The sequence below is a fragment of the Bartonella sp. CL434QHHD genome (assembly GCF_042195145.1).
Classification (GTDB): Bacteria; Pseudomonadota; Alphaproteobacteria; order Rhizobiales; family Rhizobiaceae; genus Bartonella.
In genome coordinates this window covers 1-14,220 of the sequence record NZ_JBHINT010000050.1, presented here as the reverse complement: position 1 = coordinate 14,220, position 14,220 = coordinate 1, and the positions used below count along the sequence as shown (strand labels likewise).

The 14,220-nt window shown below is 37.2% G+C and carries 24 protein-coding genes; 11 read left to right on the top strand and 13 right to left on the bottom strand.

What is annotated here, in order from left to right; all coding sequences use genetic code 11:
- Positions 1-84: 84 nt before the first annotated feature.
- From ACFILN_RS08535 to ACFILN_RS08485, 11 genes are all read right to left on the bottom strand, one after another.
- Positions 85-708 carry a lambda exonuclease family protein gene (locus ACFILN_RS08535; RefSeq protein WP_273790348.1) on the bottom strand — a complete coding sequence of 208 codons (624 nt, stop codon included), beginning with the start codon at positions 706-708 and terminating at the stop codon, positions 85-87.
- A 1-nt stretch (position 709) separates the two neighbouring features.
- The gene (locus ACFILN_RS08530) at positions 710-1,519 is read right to left on the bottom strand and encodes an ERF family protein (RefSeq protein ID WP_273790347.1); all 810 of its coding nucleotides are present in this window, start codon (positions 1,517-1,519) and stop codon (positions 710-712) included.
- A 241-nt stretch (positions 1,520-1,760) separates the two neighbouring features.
- Positions 1,761-2,144: a hypothetical protein gene (locus ACFILN_RS08525; RefSeq protein ID WP_375658156.1), complete on the bottom strand. Its 384-nt coding sequence runs from the start codon at positions 2,142-2,144 to the stop codon at positions 1,761-1,763.
- A complete protein-coding gene (locus ACFILN_RS08520) occupies positions 2,138-2,539 on the bottom strand; it encodes a hypothetical protein (protein WP_375613985.1) in 402 nt (133 codons plus the stop codon). The genes ACFILN_RS08525 and ACFILN_RS08520 overlap by 7 nt, the downstream gene beginning before the upstream one ends.
- Entirely contained in the window at positions 2,539-3,078 is a 540-nt protein-coding gene (locus ACFILN_RS08515) for a hypothetical protein (RefSeq protein WP_375671290.1), read from the bottom strand. Before ACFILN_RS08515 ends, ACFILN_RS08520 begins: the two co-directional genes overlap by 1 nt.
- 3 nt (positions 3,079-3,081) lie before the next feature.
- Complete coding sequence (locus ACFILN_RS08510) at positions 3,082-3,696, bottom strand: hypothetical protein (protein ID WP_375660924.1); 615 nt, start codon at positions 3,694-3,696, stop codon at positions 3,082-3,084.
- Between the two features lie 11 nt (positions 3,697-3,707).
- Positions 3,708-4,025 carry a hypothetical protein gene (locus ACFILN_RS08505; protein WP_156850804.1) on the bottom strand — a complete coding sequence of 106 codons (318 nt, stop codon included), beginning with the start codon at positions 4,023-4,025 and terminating at the stop codon, positions 3,708-3,710.
- A gap of 12 nt (positions 4,026-4,037) precedes the next feature.
- Entirely contained in the window at positions 4,038-4,766 is a 729-nt protein-coding gene (locus ACFILN_RS08500) for a Rha family transcriptional regulator (RefSeq protein WP_375671289.1), read from the bottom strand.
- Between the two features lie 14 nt (positions 4,767-4,780).
- Entirely contained in the window at positions 4,781-5,143 is a 363-nt protein-coding gene (locus ACFILN_RS08495) for an antA/AntB antirepressor family protein (protein ID WP_375632021.1), read from the bottom strand.
- Between the two features lie 66 nt (positions 5,144-5,209).
- The gene (locus tag ACFILN_RS08490; protein WP_375671287.1) at positions 5,210-5,584 is read right to left on the bottom strand and encodes a hypothetical protein; all 375 of its coding nucleotides are present in this window, start codon (positions 5,582-5,584) and stop codon (positions 5,210-5,212) included.
- Between the two features lie 245 nt (positions 5,585-5,829).
- A complete protein-coding gene (locus ACFILN_RS08485; RefSeq protein WP_375671285.1) occupies positions 5,830-6,447 on the bottom strand; it encodes a S24 family peptidase in 618 nt (205 codons plus the stop codon).
- 83 nt (positions 6,448-6,530) lie between these two features.
- Between ACFILN_RS08485 and ACFILN_RS08480 the strand changes: the two genes are divergently transcribed.
- From ACFILN_RS08480 to ACFILN_RS08440, 9 genes are all read left to right on the top strand, one after another.
- Positions 6,531-6,905 (top strand): hypothetical protein, encoded by a 375-nt coding sequence (locus tag ACFILN_RS08480; protein ID WP_375613948.1) that lies wholly within the window; start codon positions 6,531-6,533, stop codon positions 6,903-6,905.
- 18 nt (positions 6,906-6,923) lie between these two features.
- Entirely contained in the window at positions 6,924-7,292 is a 369-nt protein-coding gene (locus ACFILN_RS08475) for a hypothetical protein (RefSeq protein WP_375613947.1), read from the top strand.
- A 119-nt stretch (positions 7,293-7,411) separates the two neighbouring features.
- Positions 7,412-7,888: a crossover junction endodeoxyribonuclease RuvC gene (locus ACFILN_RS08470; RefSeq protein ID WP_375631601.1), complete on the top strand. Its 477-nt coding sequence runs from the start codon at positions 7,412-7,414 to the stop codon at positions 7,886-7,888.
- Positions 7,881-9,023, top strand: coding sequence for a YdaU family protein (locus tag ACFILN_RS08465; RefSeq protein ID WP_375671283.1), 1,143 nt, complete (start codon positions 7,881-7,883; stop codon positions 9,021-9,023). The genes ACFILN_RS08470 and ACFILN_RS08465 overlap by 8 nt, the downstream gene beginning before the upstream one ends.
- On the top strand, positions 9,007-9,393 hold the full coding sequence (locus ACFILN_RS08460) for a hypothetical protein (RefSeq protein WP_273783648.1): 387 nt from the start codon (positions 9,007-9,009) through the stop codon (positions 9,391-9,393). Before ACFILN_RS08465 ends, ACFILN_RS08460 begins: the two co-directional genes overlap by 17 nt.
- A gap of 181 nt (positions 9,394-9,574) precedes the next feature.
- Positions 9,575-9,922: a hypothetical protein gene (locus tag ACFILN_RS08455; RefSeq protein WP_041581397.1), complete on the top strand. Its 348-nt coding sequence runs from the start codon at positions 9,575-9,577 to the stop codon at positions 9,920-9,922.
- Positions 9,909-10,424, top strand: a complete 516-nt coding sequence (locus ACFILN_RS08450) for a hypothetical protein (RefSeq protein WP_375671281.1) — start codon at positions 9,909-9,911, stop codon at positions 10,422-10,424. Before ACFILN_RS08455 ends, ACFILN_RS08450 begins: the two co-directional genes overlap by 14 nt.
- Before the next feature lie 434 nt (positions 10,425-10,858).
- Positions 10,859-11,539, top strand: coding sequence for a phage antirepressor KilAC domain-containing protein (locus tag ACFILN_RS08445; protein WP_375671292.1), 681 nt, complete (start codon positions 10,859-10,861; stop codon positions 11,537-11,539).
- Positions 11,536-11,814 carry a hypothetical protein gene (locus ACFILN_RS08440; RefSeq protein WP_375631756.1) on the top strand — a complete coding sequence of 93 codons (279 nt, stop codon included), beginning with the start codon at positions 11,536-11,538 and terminating at the stop codon, positions 11,812-11,814. The genes ACFILN_RS08445 and ACFILN_RS08440 overlap by 4 nt, the downstream gene beginning before the upstream one ends.
- Positions 11,815-11,861: 47 nt before the next feature.
- Here the strand turns inward: ACFILN_RS08440 and ACFILN_RS08435 are convergent, their stop codons facing one another.
- Entirely contained in the window at positions 11,862-12,290 is a 429-nt protein-coding gene (locus ACFILN_RS08435) for a type II toxin-antitoxin system HicB family antitoxin (RefSeq protein WP_006589119.1), read from the bottom strand.
- 67 nt (positions 12,291-12,357) lie between these two features.
- Entirely contained in the window at positions 12,358-12,549 is a 192-nt protein-coding gene (locus ACFILN_RS08430; protein WP_004859817.1) for a hypothetical protein, read from the bottom strand.
- A gap of 300 nt (positions 12,550-12,849) precedes the next feature.
- On the opposite strand from ACFILN_RS08430, the gene ssb reads away from it, so the two are divergent.
- The gene (ssb, locus tag ACFILN_RS08425; RefSeq protein WP_375671279.1) at positions 12,850-13,305 is read left to right on the top strand and encodes a single-stranded DNA-binding protein; all 456 of its coding nucleotides are present in this window, start codon (positions 12,850-12,852) and stop codon (positions 13,303-13,305) included.
- 11 nt (positions 13,306-13,316) lie between these two features.
- Positions 13,317-13,865, top strand: coding sequence for a hypothetical protein (locus ACFILN_RS08420; RefSeq protein ID WP_375657558.1), 549 nt, complete (start codon positions 13,317-13,319; stop codon positions 13,863-13,865).
- Positions 13,866-14,220: the final 355 nt, after the last annotated feature.

Here is a 14,220-nt window from a genome sequence, read left to right as displayed (position 1 = left end):
ATGATAATATGTTTGGTGTTACACACGTTTAATTTCCTTGGTAAATGGGTGGGGGTGCTGGGAGGAGAGAGCACCCCCATAACGTCAAGCGGCTTTTGTCAAAATCTTTTGCATCTCTTGTTCTATTTCTGCTAAAAAAGCTTCGACCGCTTGATTAATCTGTTCAATGTGTTCTTCATCACGGTGAATGCGTTTGATTTTCATGCGTAAGTATGTTGATTGCCTCGTAAAACGTGGGTCATAACTGATAAAATCACACCATTTTCGTCCCGTACAAGCCATTTGGAATTGTATTTGCGCGCTATATTCAGGCTTTATAGTGTCATCTATAAAGAAGCGTAAATGGTTTGGTGATTGTGGACATTTGACTTCAACTAAACCGTCATCACCAACAAACCCATCAGGACTAGCACCAGCCATTTTGATTGTGGGGTGTTGTATGAAACCACACTCTATGATCTCTGTATCATAAATAAATGCATATTCTTTCAAGGCATCTTCTTCATGTTCAATGCCCCATTGCATAGCCGGCGTTGGATAAGATTGGCTTACTTCACCAGTTAAACGTTCTGTTATAAGTTTGATTTTGTAGTCTTCATATTTGTTTGTCGGCATTCCCTTTGCTGTTTTACTCAGTAGGTTGTAAACGTTTGAAGCGGTGACTTTTCCCAAGCGGGCCTGAAACCATTGTGCTGTTCTTTGTTCCATTTCACACCGCCGTTTGTTGTTGAGTTGGTGCATATTCAATATCTTGTATAGGTGCATCTAATTGCTCTTGTTGTGCTTTATTCATTTGCTTTCGCTGCTTTTTTTTCAAAGCAAACAAAGCGGTTTGTGCTTGTTTAAAAGACATATCTTTTAGATTTTTTACTCCTATGAAAGAGAGAAGCCTACTTTCTTCAGATTGTGTTTTTTTAATTAATTCTTTGATTTCATTCATCTGTTCAGAAGAGATACCCGCAAGAAGTGTTATTCCATCTGTATCGTCTTCTTTTCTTGCAACATTAAGAAGCATGCCTAAGAGATATCTACGTGCGTAGCTTATAGTAGAACCAACCGCTTGTGTGTTATTTTTGCTTCCCGTAGCATCAATGGGAAATGTTCCTTGTGTTGATATTTCATTGCCCGATATATGCTTTAAAGTCATTTCTACAGTTATGTCATTTGAACTCTGGTCTTTGATACGAGAGAACAAGGCAAAGTGATGTTTTGCAAGAGGTTCTTTAATAGCATCAATATATTTATCAAGCGTTGTATAGAGGCTTTTAGTATGTGTATTAATGGCATTTTGTTCGATATTTTTATATTCCACTTGTATAGCAGAAAGATCACGGACAAAGTTTTGACACTCTTGTCGTTCTATCTCCTTTTCTCGCAATTCAAGAAGACGCTTGAGACGATCCATATCGACATCATTTTCTAAAGCTCTTTCTAAAATAAGCTCCATAGCTGTAGGTTTGATTTCACAATCGTTCGTTTTTTCCACTAATTCCATTTGTGTGGTACTTAGTTCACTCATCTTGATTTCCTCCTATTTGAGCGCAATTCACCCGTGGCGTGAATCACGCATGTGTTAAAAGTTGGTTTGGTTGTTAGAGTTTGGATTTTATAGGCTGCATTATGTCTTCAGAAATTATGGTATCTACATAAGGCTCGTCTTTATACCCAGAGATAGTGATACAAAGTTCACCTAGATTGTGAGTATTTCTCACAACTAACTGTGCACACAAGGTAGGTTTAATTCCATATTTATACATGATTTATTTTTTCTCGTTTGTTGTGATACGGCTTTCTCCGCAGATCTCTGAATCTCCGTAAATTTTTGCGTCGCCATAAACTCTTGCATTGGGATAAACAATTGCATTTCCGTAAATCTGTGCGTTTTCAAAAATGCGACCACCACCATATACTCGGGCGTTATTATAAATTTTTGCATTGTCATAAATTTTTGAACCCCAAGTAACACAAGCATTATCATAGACCCAGCAATTGCCATCATGAGAGAGATTGCTTTCATTTTCTATAAAGCCCCCAAGGTCCCCAGCCTTAACATTATCAAAATCTCTTAAAGCACGAATGCGGTACAATGTATGGCAACTTACAATATCGGTGGTTTCATTAGTCAATTCGTATTTTTTCACCATGCTTTTTCTCCAGTGGACATGACGTTATCGCCATCAATATCCGCATCACGATAAATTTTTGCGTCGCCATAAATACGTGCATTACCGGAAACTGTTGCCATTCCATAAACTTCGGCAAAACCGTAAACATGTGCATTATGTTTAATTCGTGCACTACCATAAACTTCAGCATCATCATAAACTTGAGCATTATCGTAAACGCAAGCACAAGATAAGACGAATGCATTACCACCTACCCAGCAATTACCATGATGCGATAGGTTGTTTTCATGTTCTATAAAGCCGCCTAAATTACCTTTTTTAATAACTCCAAAGTCTCTTAAAGCGCGGATACGGTGAAGAGTTACCCCTTTAAACTCAGCTTTCTCATCAGTAAGTTCGTACTTCTTTTCCATTAGTTTGCTCCAGTGGATATTCTGCTATTGCTGCCAATCCAATCTTCACAACGTAAATCCGCATCACCGTAAATTTTTACATTTCCGTAAATGTGTGTATTACCGCCAACTTTTGCATTTCCATAAACGCTTGCCTTATCGTAAACATATGCTTCATAATAAACATGAGAATTGCCATAAACATGTGCATGATCAAAAACTTTAGCGTCACCGTAAACGTATGCATCACCGTAAATTTCTGCATAATTGTAAACTTTTGCTTCATCAGAAACGAGTGCATCTCCATAAACCCGCGCATCACCATAAACATAGGCATAACCGGAAATATGTGCATTTTGATAAACACGAGCATTATCATAAACCCTAGCATAATCTCCAACCCAGCAATTGCCATCATGACTTAGATTGTCTTCTTTTTGTATAAAACCGCCTAGGTAGTCTGCTTTAACATCATCAAAATCCCTTAATGCACGAATGCGGTGGAGAGTTTTGCCATCAACCTCAGTTGTTTCATCAGTAAGTTCGTATTTTTTTTCCATGGTTTATTGCCTCACGCCCGTTGTGATGATTTCATCATTGATGATCTCTGCGTTTCCATGAATAAATGCATCACCATAGATTTTGGCATTTCCCCCAACTTTTGCTCTAATGGAAATCAATGGACTGTCATAGATTTTAGCATTTCCATAAATTTCAGCTTTTCCACTAATAAATGCACCACCGGAAACTTGTGCATTTTCGTAGATTTGTGCACTGGCAAAAACACGAGCATGTCCAAAAATCTGCGCATTGCCAAAAATATTAGTTTCTCCGGTAACAGATGCACTACCAAAAACACATGCATTTTCGTAAATATCAGCAATGTTATCAATATAAGCATCACCAAAAACCTTGGCTTTGTCATAAACTCTTGCATGACCATCCACACGAGCGTTTCCATAAACATGTGCATCACCAAAAACCTTGGCATAACCATAGACTTTTGCATCATCGCCTACCCAGCAATTGCCATCATGACTTAGATTGTCTTCTTTTTGTATAAAACCGCCTAGGTCGTCTGCTTTAACATCATCAAAATCCCTTAATGCACGAATGCGGTGGAGAGTTTTGCCATCAACCTCAGTTGTTTCATCAGTAAGTTCGTATTTCTTTTCCATGGTTTTTGCCTCTACCTTAAGATAGCATCACTTCCATAAAATGCTGTTTTGCCAGCTACTATGGCATTACCACCAACTTTTGCGTTATTATAAACTTCGGCATCATCATAAACCTTAGCATTTTCATAAACTTTGGCATTTTCATAAACCCACGCCTCACCACCAACCCAGCAATTGTCATCATGGCTAAGATTTCTTTCACTCTCTACCCAGCCACCAAGATCACCTTTTTTAACATCTCCAAAGTCTTTTAATGCACGGATACGGTAAAGCGTTATTCTATCAACTTTAATTGTCTCATCAGTCAGTTCGTATTTCTTTTTTATCATAATAACCTCCTCTTAATGCATGCTTTGTCTTTTAAGCTCTTGAGACAGCACACCAATTCCTTTTGCTGTAATTTTTGCGCAAGGAATGACTTTTTCTATTCCACTTGCGGTTTGAAGTGTGATGGTTGGACAATCCATAAGTTTCTTTTGGATTTTGTCTTGATAAGGAAGCAAATTTCCACCTGCTGCTCGTCTGTAAACCCAACCTTTTTTCTGTAAGAAGAGAATGAACTGTTTTGGTTGCATCTCGAGTATTTTAGCGGCTTCTGTAAGACCAAAGAGTCCATCATGGCGCTGTAAGCTTTCAAGAGCCATTGCCTTTGGTTTTAAATTTGCAATAATGTTATCTTTTTGTTCATTTTCATTTTTGAGATACGTTAAAACACCAAGCATAACTTGAGGGCTTGAGTAGTCGATTTGTGGTATTACTGCTTGCTTTTCCAATTCTTGCCAACGGTCTATAATCCTAGCGCGTAATGTCATGCTGTAACCAGAAACTAAAATGAGGCATTCACGTTTAGGAAGGTTGTAACAGTTTTGGGGTTTACCCTGTTTATCTAAATAGGTGGATCCAAATTTGGATTGCCCCCCTTCAGGATATAATTCTCCTAACATTTGTCGAATATCACGCATAATATGCGCATGTTGCTTACCGCATAACTCTGCAATTTCACGACTAGACATGGTTGGAACAGTTGTGTTTTGAAAATTGTTTTCAGATATTGTAATAAAGTTTCGCATCATCACCCCCTTAATTAAGAAAAACATAAGTTTTGGTATAATATTCTGCCATAGTTTCTATGGCGCTCTGCTTTAGCGATTTTCTTTGCTGCGTGAATTTTGAAGTAATGATTATCAGTTTTATCTGTTTCTATTTCAGATTTTGGACAAATCTTCTGTCTGTTCCATTCTTGTTTTGTAAAAACAAAATCCACGCCTTCTTTTAGATCAAGCTTTTCAACACAATCATTAAACCAAGTGGAAAAATCTTGTTTCAAATGTAAGTACCTATGCATTACATGGGCATTGACCATTTGGACATAACCGATTTTGTTGTCTACCTCGTTTTCAGGCGTGAGATATCCTTCACTATGAATATGAGTATCATGTGTGGTCATAAGTTTACTCTAATCAATTATTGATGGGAAAAGGGGAGGCGCTTTTAAAAGCGCCCTTTAGAATTTTTAAAGCACATCACATGCACGCAAACGGTGTTGTTGTTCGTAAGTACCGTAAATCTCATCATTATATTTTTCGTCTGCGATCTCGTCTAAAAGTTCTTGGTAAGCATCACTTTCGCGTACAAAGTCATGAACCTCACTATCCTCATGGAGATGTTCGATATTTTCTTTTACATATGCTTCTGCAATTTCTTCAGAGATATCTTCACAATTATTCTCAGAAGGATTGATGTGAAAGATTTGGATTGCATCATCTACCTCATCAACAATGCTTAGAATTTGGCTTGCATCAAGTGGTCCAGACTCTGCAATGTGTTGATCTTTATCGTAGGCAACTAATAAAATTTCATTGGAATTTATAAGAATTGGCTTATCCATAACTTTTCCTCCCTAACGCCTCTTGGCGATTGTTTGTGCGTGGTTTGTGGATACATTAGTACATTATGCACTAAAGATAGTCAAGTACATAATGTACTATTTTTTTAAAAAAAATAAAAAAAGACGAATCACGGCACAATTTAGAGAATCAAAATTTTGCTGTTTACTGATAAAAATCAAGCAAACTTGCTTCAATCTGTTGATGGCAATCTAATCGATAACGTGAACAGAGAATCGTATTGTGTTTACATATCAAGAATAGTGCGCCGTACACGACCTATTATAGAGATAGCGCCTTCAAGTTTTGGAGCCTTTATTGTTTTGTCGTATGAAGCGGGCTGAAAAGGAGGATCATCATTAGGTCTGTATCGTTTATATGTCGCTTGTCCAGATTCATCTGCAATTACATAGCAGGCATTAGGCACAAGTTTTTTGTCTCGCATATTTACAAATATTATAGAATCTGGAGGGCTAATTTTATTCATAGATGCCCCATCTACACGTAAAGCAATCCATTTACCGGCAGGAAGATTAACAGCCTCTGTCATAGGATAATCTGAAAAATCCATTATCCCATCTTGCTCGCTTAATTCTCCAGCGCTAATCCATGAAACGACAGGAATACTTATATTGAGGTTAGGATTTTCTTGAGGAGACTCGCCATACAAAATCCACCCCGGATCTACATTAAATACTTGTCCATAGAGCTCGGCTATTTGGCGCGAAATACCACGATTTCCATTTTCGTGACTAATTAGGGTATTTTGATTAAGAGCTGGTATAGCGCGCGCAGCTTCGCTTGGTGTTGCGTATCCAGCATTCTTACGCGCTATTTTAAGTCTATCTTTTGGCAAATAAGTCATTTGTACATTATCCACTATTTTTTTAATTCATTGTGTACGATTTTATCTTGATTTAAAATTGTACGTAATGTACTATTTGTGTCATGGTTAATGATTTTTATGTCAAAAGTTTGATTGAATCTTGGGGATCTATACGCCAATTTGCAAAAGAAATTGGTTGTAGCTATGAGGCTGCGCGTAAAATGCGTGATCGCAATAGTATTTCTCCAAAATACTGGAATATAATTATTCAGTTGTCTAAAGCCAAGGGTCTATCTTGGGTTACACTAGATTGGTTCCTACATAATTATGGGAGTAAATCTCATAGAGTTGTTCGTCCAATGACAAAACGAAGAAAAGATACGCTTCATCTGGTGGAGAAAATTAGTACAGCAAATGCATCACAAACAGTAATATCTTCTCATATTGCTGCCCCTACAGATAATAACGAACATCAACAGCACCATTCACATTCTTAAAGAAGAAAGAAAGTAAAGATGGATTATGGTTTAGCGGCAATTATTATACTTTTTACGACCAATGTAATTACGGTTTTTTGTTTGTGGGCCTATCGTAAAGTTTTTTATTTATATCGTAAAAAAGAGCAAAGCTATGTAAATGTTTTGCAAAAATCATATTATACTTTTTATATTTTGAAAGATTTAATACAGGAAATAGGTTTTCCAGAAGGCTGTACAATCGTTTTTAATAATTCTGATTGGAATTTTTCTTTTGATGAAAACAACCATTTAATAGCCAAAAATTCTTTAGGACCAGAATTGTCCATAAAGATGCATGGCGACACAAAATATTTCAAAGAAAACTCTCAAAAAATTTTTGAAAAACACAATCGATCCAAACATTGAATGTAACGAGATGAGGCATGCAGTGTATTTTTGAATTGAGTGAGTTCATTTTTTTTAATTTATGACTAAACGCTCTGTCATAACACACATATAAATACGTAGAGCCTTAAGGGGGGATTATGATCACTAACGCACAAACCATTTTATGTCTTGATCTAGGGACCAAGACAGGCTGGGCGATATGCGGTGCGGATGGTCACATCATCAGTGGTGTCATGAATTTCCACCCCCGATATTTTGAAGTCGGTGGAATGCATTATTTACGCTTTAAGAGATGTCTATCAGAAATAAAACAGACAGTAGGCAGCATTGACGCGATGTATTTTGAAGAAGTGAGGCGTCATAATAGTACTGATGCAGCGCATATTTACGGTGACTTGTTATCAACCTTAACGACGTGGTGTGAACATCATCAGATACCGTATGAAGGCATTCCTGTTGGCACAATTAAGAAAGCAACAACAGGAAAAGGAAACGCATCAAAAGTAAAAATGATTAAGGCAATATGTTCCAAAGGACATACGCCTAAAGACGACAACGAAGCAGATGCTTTAGCAATTTTATATTTAATAAAAGAAGGAGGCGCGCATGTCTAATGGTATGCCATGGATAAGATTCCATTTGTATGACTGGATAAGTGGTACAGATGGAATGACGCTAGAGCAAAGGGGCGCTTATATGACGCTTCTCGTTCGCATGTACGATAAAAAAGCACCCATTAAAGAAGATTTTGAAACGCTTGCACGTGCTTGCAATTGCTCGCAGAAAAAATTTGCAACTATTGTCGAATACTTAATGAGGAATGATAAACTTGTTGAGACAGATAATGGATTGTGGAATACGCGTGTTGAAGAAGAGTTGAACGATTTTGCTGATAAAAAAGAGCACATATCGCAAGTTCGTAGTGAAGCTGGTAAAAAAGGTGCGCAAGCAAAAAATAATACAAAACAACATGTTAATAATTTTGCTGAAGCAAATGACAAGCAAAACGTTTTTTTTGCTGAAGCAAACGCTAAGCAAAATCAAGCTATAAAGAACCAGAATAAGAATATATATAAAAAAACTAAAACTATCGTTTTAGCAAAAAAAGAAATTGGTTCTGAAAGTTTAGAAACAAACGAACAGGTTGACGAGCCAACAGAGGTTGCTGCTGTTGAGACCACATCAGAGCAAATCGAAACCTCATCAGACAACCAACCTCCCATTCACGAGCAAGAGAACGTTTTCCAAAAAGCAAAACGAGCGCAAGCTAATCGCGGTTGTCGATTGCCTACGGATTTTGAACCCGATTACGATTTTGCCATTGCAGAGGGCTTGCCTCCAGAGCGCGTGAAAGTCGAAATTGCAAAGTTTCGAGATTTTTGGAAAGCCTGTGCAGGAAAGAATGCTATCAAACGTGATTGGCAAGCAACATGGAGAAACTGGGTGCGAAAGGCTATCGAGGTTTTAGAAAAAACAAAAAACACGAACAACAATGGTGGAAACAATGGAAACTTTTCAAAAGATCAAAGAACTCGTGGTGGTACCGGAGCGACAAACCGTAAACTTATCGGTGCAACACAGCTTAGTGACGCCTCTACAAGATACCGTGCAACAGATAGAGCAATGTGTAACTCTGGAGTTCCCATGGACCTTGATCAATGGCAGTCAATTGACAAAAACCCTAGAGAAACAAGCTTTAGAAGCTTACCAGACTGTTCAAAACTTACTTACCTTGAAAGCATCTGTTGAAGACATAGCAGAGGCTCTTGATGTGCTTGAAGGTGGTTTGACAATGCAAAAAGTTTCGAATGCAGAAGCGCGTGCAAAGGCTTATATCGCTGCTCTTAACGGCATTTCACTCTGGTCTTTATTGCAAGCCGTTAAAAACCTTATACGTGGTGAGGCAAAAGGCATGTCCACAACATTTGTCCCCTCATGCGCTGATCTGGCGCAGTATTGTCGCGATTTAGAAAGCAGGCTTTATGGTGTTGCTGAGAAGGTTTTTATAGCAGTTGAAAATACGCGTAACCTAGCTTTAGGAGGCAAGCGCATTTCATTCATGAGAATAGGCAAGCCTAGTGAAGAGCAACATAACAGTAGCAATTCTAAAGCGGCTTAAAACAGCAAAATAGTGAAAAGTGCTGATCATTTTACGATTAGATATGCATTTAAATCGACAAAAAAGCACCTTACAAAGCGATTTAAAGATTTTATGATAGGAATCAACATCTGCAATATAAAACGCTCTGTATGATCAAATTTGAGGTAAATAGACCAATTGGTAAAATTAGGATTAAAGCATGTTCATTTTTAAACATTTATTCTTAACAATCCGTAAACAACCCATGCGAAAAAAGTGGGTTGCAACAGCTGTTGGTTATGTTCCTTGGGGGGACGGAGCAGAGGAGTATTTTTACAACCTCTACGAATATGAAGACGGTACAAGAGAGTGTGAAAAGTTTGATGGCGGCCAGTATTATACCACACCAGAAAATGCGGATTTTAGTACCAAAGCGCAAGTGAAAGCATGGGTTTACGGTGGTGCTATTCCGAAAAGCGTTCTCAATTACGAACCTCTTATAGACGAGATCAATAAAGAGATCAAAAAATTATCGAAAACCGCAGGAAATAAATATGTTTACAGATAAACAGCTAAGAGCCTTGTTTGGCATTATAACTTTTATATTTTTATGCTTTTTAGGAATTAAAAAAAATCCCTACTTTATTCAAAGTATTTTGACATTCGCATCTGTTTCTTTGGTAATAGTCACAGCGGTTTTTGCAATTTTATGCAATTCTCATATTCCTTTTGAGTTGCAGAACAATCCAAAATACAAACGCGGCAATACAACAGGTTGGAAAACATTAACACGTGATTTACAACAGTATATGCACCGACTTTTAAAGCTAATAAGTTTAGCGCTTGTCGTTTTAATTTTCCCAAATAGTTATAAGGAAACTGTTTCTTTACCTTTCATTTCTAAGTACGTGGAGTACAAGCTTTCTTTTCCATTGGATACTGTACTTTGGTACTCAGATATTGCTCTTTGGTATTCCTTTTTAGTTTGTGTATTGTTTCTTATGTTACATACACGCAGTTTAATAAATATATCTATTTACACACTACAGTGCTCAGTTAAAAAGCTATAGTAAAATTTCCGATTTTATAAAACTGTTCAGATTAAATGGCGTTGTCTCTTCTCAACGTTCATAGATGAAATCAACAAAAACATCAAAAAATTATCAGAAGTAGCTTGACATTATTACAGCAATATGAATAATCGAATCAGGTGCCTAACGAACACCTTAAATACCAAGCGGACGAGCTACCGAGATAGTTTATTTTCCGCACATTAAAGGCTTTGACTCATTGTATGTTACACGCATATAATGATATTGTCGGGTGTGGTTACGCTATACAATACCCTTGCGGGAAAAGCGTAACGACGGACTTGGTACCGTGTTTGTTAGCGCCCGGCACTCTTTATTGAGTGTCATTAACAAACGTCTATTACCAAGGAGTTCATAATGAACACTCTTATAAAATTACAGAAAGTGTTGCTAATAGTGCTACCACTCAGACTATGTCGAGTCGTGAAATTGCTGAGTTGTGTGGTAAAAGACATGACCATGTCATGCGTGATATTAAGAAAATACTTGAAGAATTATACACTGAAGGAGGTCTCCCCAAATTTGGGGGCACCTATTTAGACAAGCAGGGAAAGCCTCAAAACTGCTATAACCTCCCCAAGCGTGAATGTTTAATTCTTGTTTCTGGTTATAACACTACATTACGTGCAAAAATCATTGACCGCTGGCAAGAATTGGAAAAACAAGTAGTGACACCACAAATAAATCTTGCCAATGCTTTGGAGAATCCTCTTACGATTAAGCAACTCCTTTTAGAGAGTATCAATCAATTAGAAGACTTAAGAAATGAGGTGAGCACACTCAAGCCAAAAGCAGAAGCTTTGGAAGGCTTAAAACGCTCTGATGGGCTGTTCGGTCTTATTGAAGCAGCGAAGATGCTTGAAGTACGACCTAAGGATTTATCGGATTACTTGCGTAAACATGATTGGGTGTATCGACGAGCTCCAGGGGCGCCTCTATTACCTTATCAGGATAAGATCAAGAAAGGATTCATGGACTGTCCTGCTATCACCATTCAAAGACCGGATGGTACAGAAAAGGTGCTCCCTTCAACAAAAATCACACCAAAAGGATTGGCATGTTTGAGAGAACAAATCCATGGAGGTGTACAATGAACACCAGTATCGACTTCTTATGCGATTTATGGATAGCTTTATATCAGTTTTCTAATGATGAAAATATTAATGAAAAAGAGTGTACAGCTCTGATTAACATCATGAGTTTGGTAGAAAAAGCTTTGATTTTCAAACTTCAAGATGAGGTGCCAAATATACTTAAAATCTTAACAGTTCTAACAGATTTTGGCGATTCAGAGTTTCCTACAGTTATGTTACCTTTATTGCGAGCTTACGAATCAGATTTAGAGAGCCCCATTAAAAAGGTTGCTTAATTTAAAAAATAGAACTCTCCTTCCCGTTCTTAAAATGGGAAGGCGTTTCAAGCCGCGTTTTTGATTGTAATAACGACTTGCTTGCCAAGAACACTCAGTGCTTGCTCTAGTGTTTGAAGCTTAGTTGGATAATTTGGATCAAGAATGCGTCTTGCTTCTGTTTCTTTTTTACCCAAACGATGTGCCAATTCTGTTTTTGTGATATTCGCTTCATTAAAGGCTTCTACCACTGCGAGCTTAAGAGCATTCCACGCATCTACCGTAACCTCTACAAGGTCTTTATACTGTTGTCGCATTGGTAAAGGCAAACCACGCATAGGATAGCTCCGTAATGCTAACCCTAAAGCTTCAACAGCATTCTCTAATGCCTCTGCTCTATTTTCTCCAGCTGTTATTGCTTCTGGTACATCTGGAAAGGTTACAATAAAACCACCATCTGGATCAGATTCCAGTTTTGCTTGATACGTGTATTCCATATTTAGGTCTCCTCGCCATGATCAAAATGCTTTTGAAACGAAAAATTAAAGCCGTTGAGAGAGTAACTCATACCCCCAACTGCTTTTTTATTATTTTCACGTAAAGTGGGGTCAATTCACCAGATTTTATAACGGTTGTCTTGTCTCCAAAAGTTACCAAATAATGTGACCCTTTACCTGCATCAGGAGCTTCACTGTAATGAATGCCTCTTTTTCTGGCTTCTTTACGTAATTCTCTAAGCAGTGCTTCTCGTTTCATTTAGCCTCCCCTTTCTGCATAAAATGAATATCGCACAAAAAGGTTCGATAGTCAACAATAAATCGAACAAAAAAGTTTGATACAGACTCTTAATGAAAGAATATTTATTGAAAAGTTAAAAGTAGAAATAAGAAAGCCGTGCCATTTGTGTGACATGGTTTTTTGATGCATGATTTGTCAAATAATATTATAATGTAATACTTAAAAAACTGTTATTAATAAACTGAAATAATTGTATAAATATGCAAATTATGCTAAGATTTTTTATGTATAAATTGCAAATCTAATGGGGCTACAAATATGCTAAACAAAGTGACATTAATCGGACGCCTTGGTGCTAATCCCGAAAGCAAAACAATGAATTCTGGAGCAGAAATAGTCAATTTTAGTATAGCGACTTCTGAGAGCTATACAGATAAAAAAACCAATCAAAAAGTAGAGAAAACTGAATGGCATTCAGTTGTGATTTTTAATCCACATTTAGCAAAAATTGCACTTCAATATCTCAACAAAGGTTCAAAGGTTTACGTAGAAGGCAAATTACAGACACGCAAATGGCAAGATAAAAATGGGCATGACCGTTACACAACAGAGATTATTTTACCACAATTCAAAGGCGAGTTGTATTTGCTTGATGCAAAGAAAGATCAATCAGCATCCCCTACCCCTTCACCTATTACTTCTCAAAATTATGCTATCGCTTCAGGGGCTGCTGATCATAGTGCACTCATTAATAATGATAGCATACCATTCTGATTGAAAAAAATATGACAAAAAGAAAAAAACGTGCAAAACGCGGTCGTCCTCGGATTAAAGGATGTATCAGAGAACCAAATGGACGTATCTCACGAGCAAAAACACCGCATGAACCCATGGATAAATTGGCAATTGAAATGCGTGCCAAACGCTTCTGTTTGACCATAGAAGAGGCTAAAAATCCGCTTTCCGGTACCTATATCGGGCGGCTTTATTTGCAAGGCGAAATCAATCAAGACCAATATGATGCTGCGCAAAAATATCTTGAAGTGAAAAATGACTATTCGTGTGCAAAAGGTTTGCCAAGTGCTGTTTATGATAAAATGCCCTCATCTTCTGATGAGACAGCAAAAGAAAAATGGATTAAATTTGCAACAGAACAGTTTTCAAACATGCAAGAGGCTATCAAAGAAGCACAACACCTCTATAGACAGTATAATCTTTATGCCGCGATACAACATCTTGTTATAGAAAACCAAACATTACCACATCTTGTTAGTTCTTTGCGTATTGCTCTAAATGCTCTCCAGAAGTATTTTTATCCAAAAAATAAATGGTAAATGCTTTAACGTATAAACGATTTTTGGGAACGGAATATTTGCATCATTTGTTTGTAAAGCAGCATATTTAGGTAAAAAAATAAAAAAAACACAATATATTGATTTTTTTTGTTGACAATATGTGAAAAGTCGTATTTAATGACGCTGCTGTACTGGTCGAATTGCGTCCAAAATTCAAAAATATCCTCTAAAAATTTAGTAAAATGTGATCTTGAAACGTGGCTAGAAAACCCTGTTTTCTGGGTAATTCTGACTAATCTATTTTTCAAATAACAAAAATCAATAATTGACTAATGATGTCATTAATTATGACTCAAAAGGAGCCATAATGAAAGCTGTCATCACTAAGCCAATG

Excerpts from the sequence above, each read along its gene's own strand:
- ACFILN_RS08535 (WP_273790348.1), bottom strand. The coding sequence starts at position 708 with ATGGAACAAAGAACAGCACAATGGTTTCAGGCCCGCTTGGGAAAAGTC.
- ACFILN_RS08530 (WP_273790347.1), bottom strand. The coding sequence starts at position 1,519 with ATGAGTGAACTAAGTACCACACAAATGGAATTAGTGGAAAAAACGAAC.
- ACFILN_RS08525 (WP_375658156.1), bottom strand. The coding sequence starts at position 2,144 with ATGGTGAAAAAATACGAATTGACTAATGAAACCACCGATATTGTAAGT.
- ACFILN_RS08520 (WP_375613985.1), bottom strand. The coding sequence starts at position 2,539 with ATGGAAAAGAAGTACGAACTTACTGATGAGAAAGCTGAGTTTAAAGGG.
- ACFILN_RS08515 (WP_375671290.1), bottom strand. The coding sequence starts at position 3,078 with ATGGAAAAAAAATACGAACTTACTGATGAAACAACTGAGGTTGATGGC.
- ACFILN_RS08510 (WP_375660924.1), bottom strand. The coding sequence starts at position 3,696 with ATGGAAAAGAAATACGAACTTACTGATGAAACAACTGAGGTTGATGGC.
- ACFILN_RS08505 (WP_156850804.1), bottom strand. The coding sequence starts at position 4,025 with ATGATAAAAAAGAAATACGAACTGACTGATGAGACAATTAAAGTTGAT.
- ACFILN_RS08500 (WP_375671289.1), bottom strand. The coding sequence starts at position 4,766 with ATGCGAAACTTTATTACAATATCTGAAAACAATTTTCAAAACACAACT.
- ACFILN_RS08495 (WP_375632021.1), bottom strand. The coding sequence starts at position 5,143 with ATGACCACACATGATACTCATATTCATAGTGAAGGATATCTCACGCCT.
- ACFILN_RS08490 (WP_375671287.1), bottom strand. The coding sequence starts at position 5,584 with ATGGATAAGCCAATTCTTATAAATTCCAATGAAATTTTATTAGTTGCC.
- ACFILN_RS08485 (WP_375671285.1), bottom strand. The coding sequence starts at position 6,447 with ATGACTTATTTGCCAAAAGATAGACTTAAAATAGCGCGTAAGAATGCT.
- ACFILN_RS08480 (WP_375613948.1), top strand. The coding sequence starts at position 6,531 with ATGGTTAATGATTTTTATGTCAAAAGTTTGATTGAATCTTGGGGATCT.
- ACFILN_RS08475 (WP_375613947.1), top strand. The coding sequence starts at position 6,924 with ATGGATTATGGTTTAGCGGCAATTATTATACTTTTTACGACCAATGTA.
- ACFILN_RS08470 (WP_375631601.1), top strand. The coding sequence starts at position 7,412 with ATGATCACTAACGCACAAACCATTTTATGTCTTGATCTAGGGACCAAG.
- ACFILN_RS08465 (WP_375671283.1), top strand. The coding sequence starts at position 7,881 with ATGTCTAATGGTATGCCATGGATAAGATTCCATTTGTATGACTGGATA.
- ACFILN_RS08455 (WP_041581397.1), top strand. The coding sequence starts at position 9,575 with ATGTTCATTTTTAAACATTTATTCTTAACAATCCGTAAACAACCCATG.
- ACFILN_RS08450 (WP_375671281.1), top strand. The coding sequence starts at position 9,909 with ATGTTTACAGATAAACAGCTAAGAGCCTTGTTTGGCATTATAACTTTT.
- ACFILN_RS08445 (WP_375671292.1), top strand. The coding sequence starts at position 10,859 with ATGTCGAGTCGTGAAATTGCTGAGTTGTGTGGTAAAAGACATGACCAT.
- ACFILN_RS08440 (WP_375631756.1), top strand. The coding sequence starts at position 11,536 with ATGAACACCAGTATCGACTTCTTATGCGATTTATGGATAGCTTTATAT.
- ACFILN_RS08435 (WP_006589119.1), bottom strand. The coding sequence starts at position 12,290 with ATGGAATACACGTATCAAGCAAAACTGGAATCTGATCCAGATGGTGGT.
- ACFILN_RS08430 (WP_004859817.1), bottom strand. The coding sequence starts at position 12,549 with ATGAAACGAGAAGCACTGCTTAGAGAATTACGTAAAGAAGCCAGAAAA.
- ssb (WP_375671279.1), top strand. The coding sequence starts at position 12,850 with ATGCTAAACAAAGTGACATTAATCGGACGCCTTGGTGCTAATCCCGAA.
- ACFILN_RS08420 (WP_375657558.1), top strand. The coding sequence starts at position 13,317 with ATGACAAAAAGAAAAAAACGTGCAAAACGCGGTCGTCCTCGGATTAAA.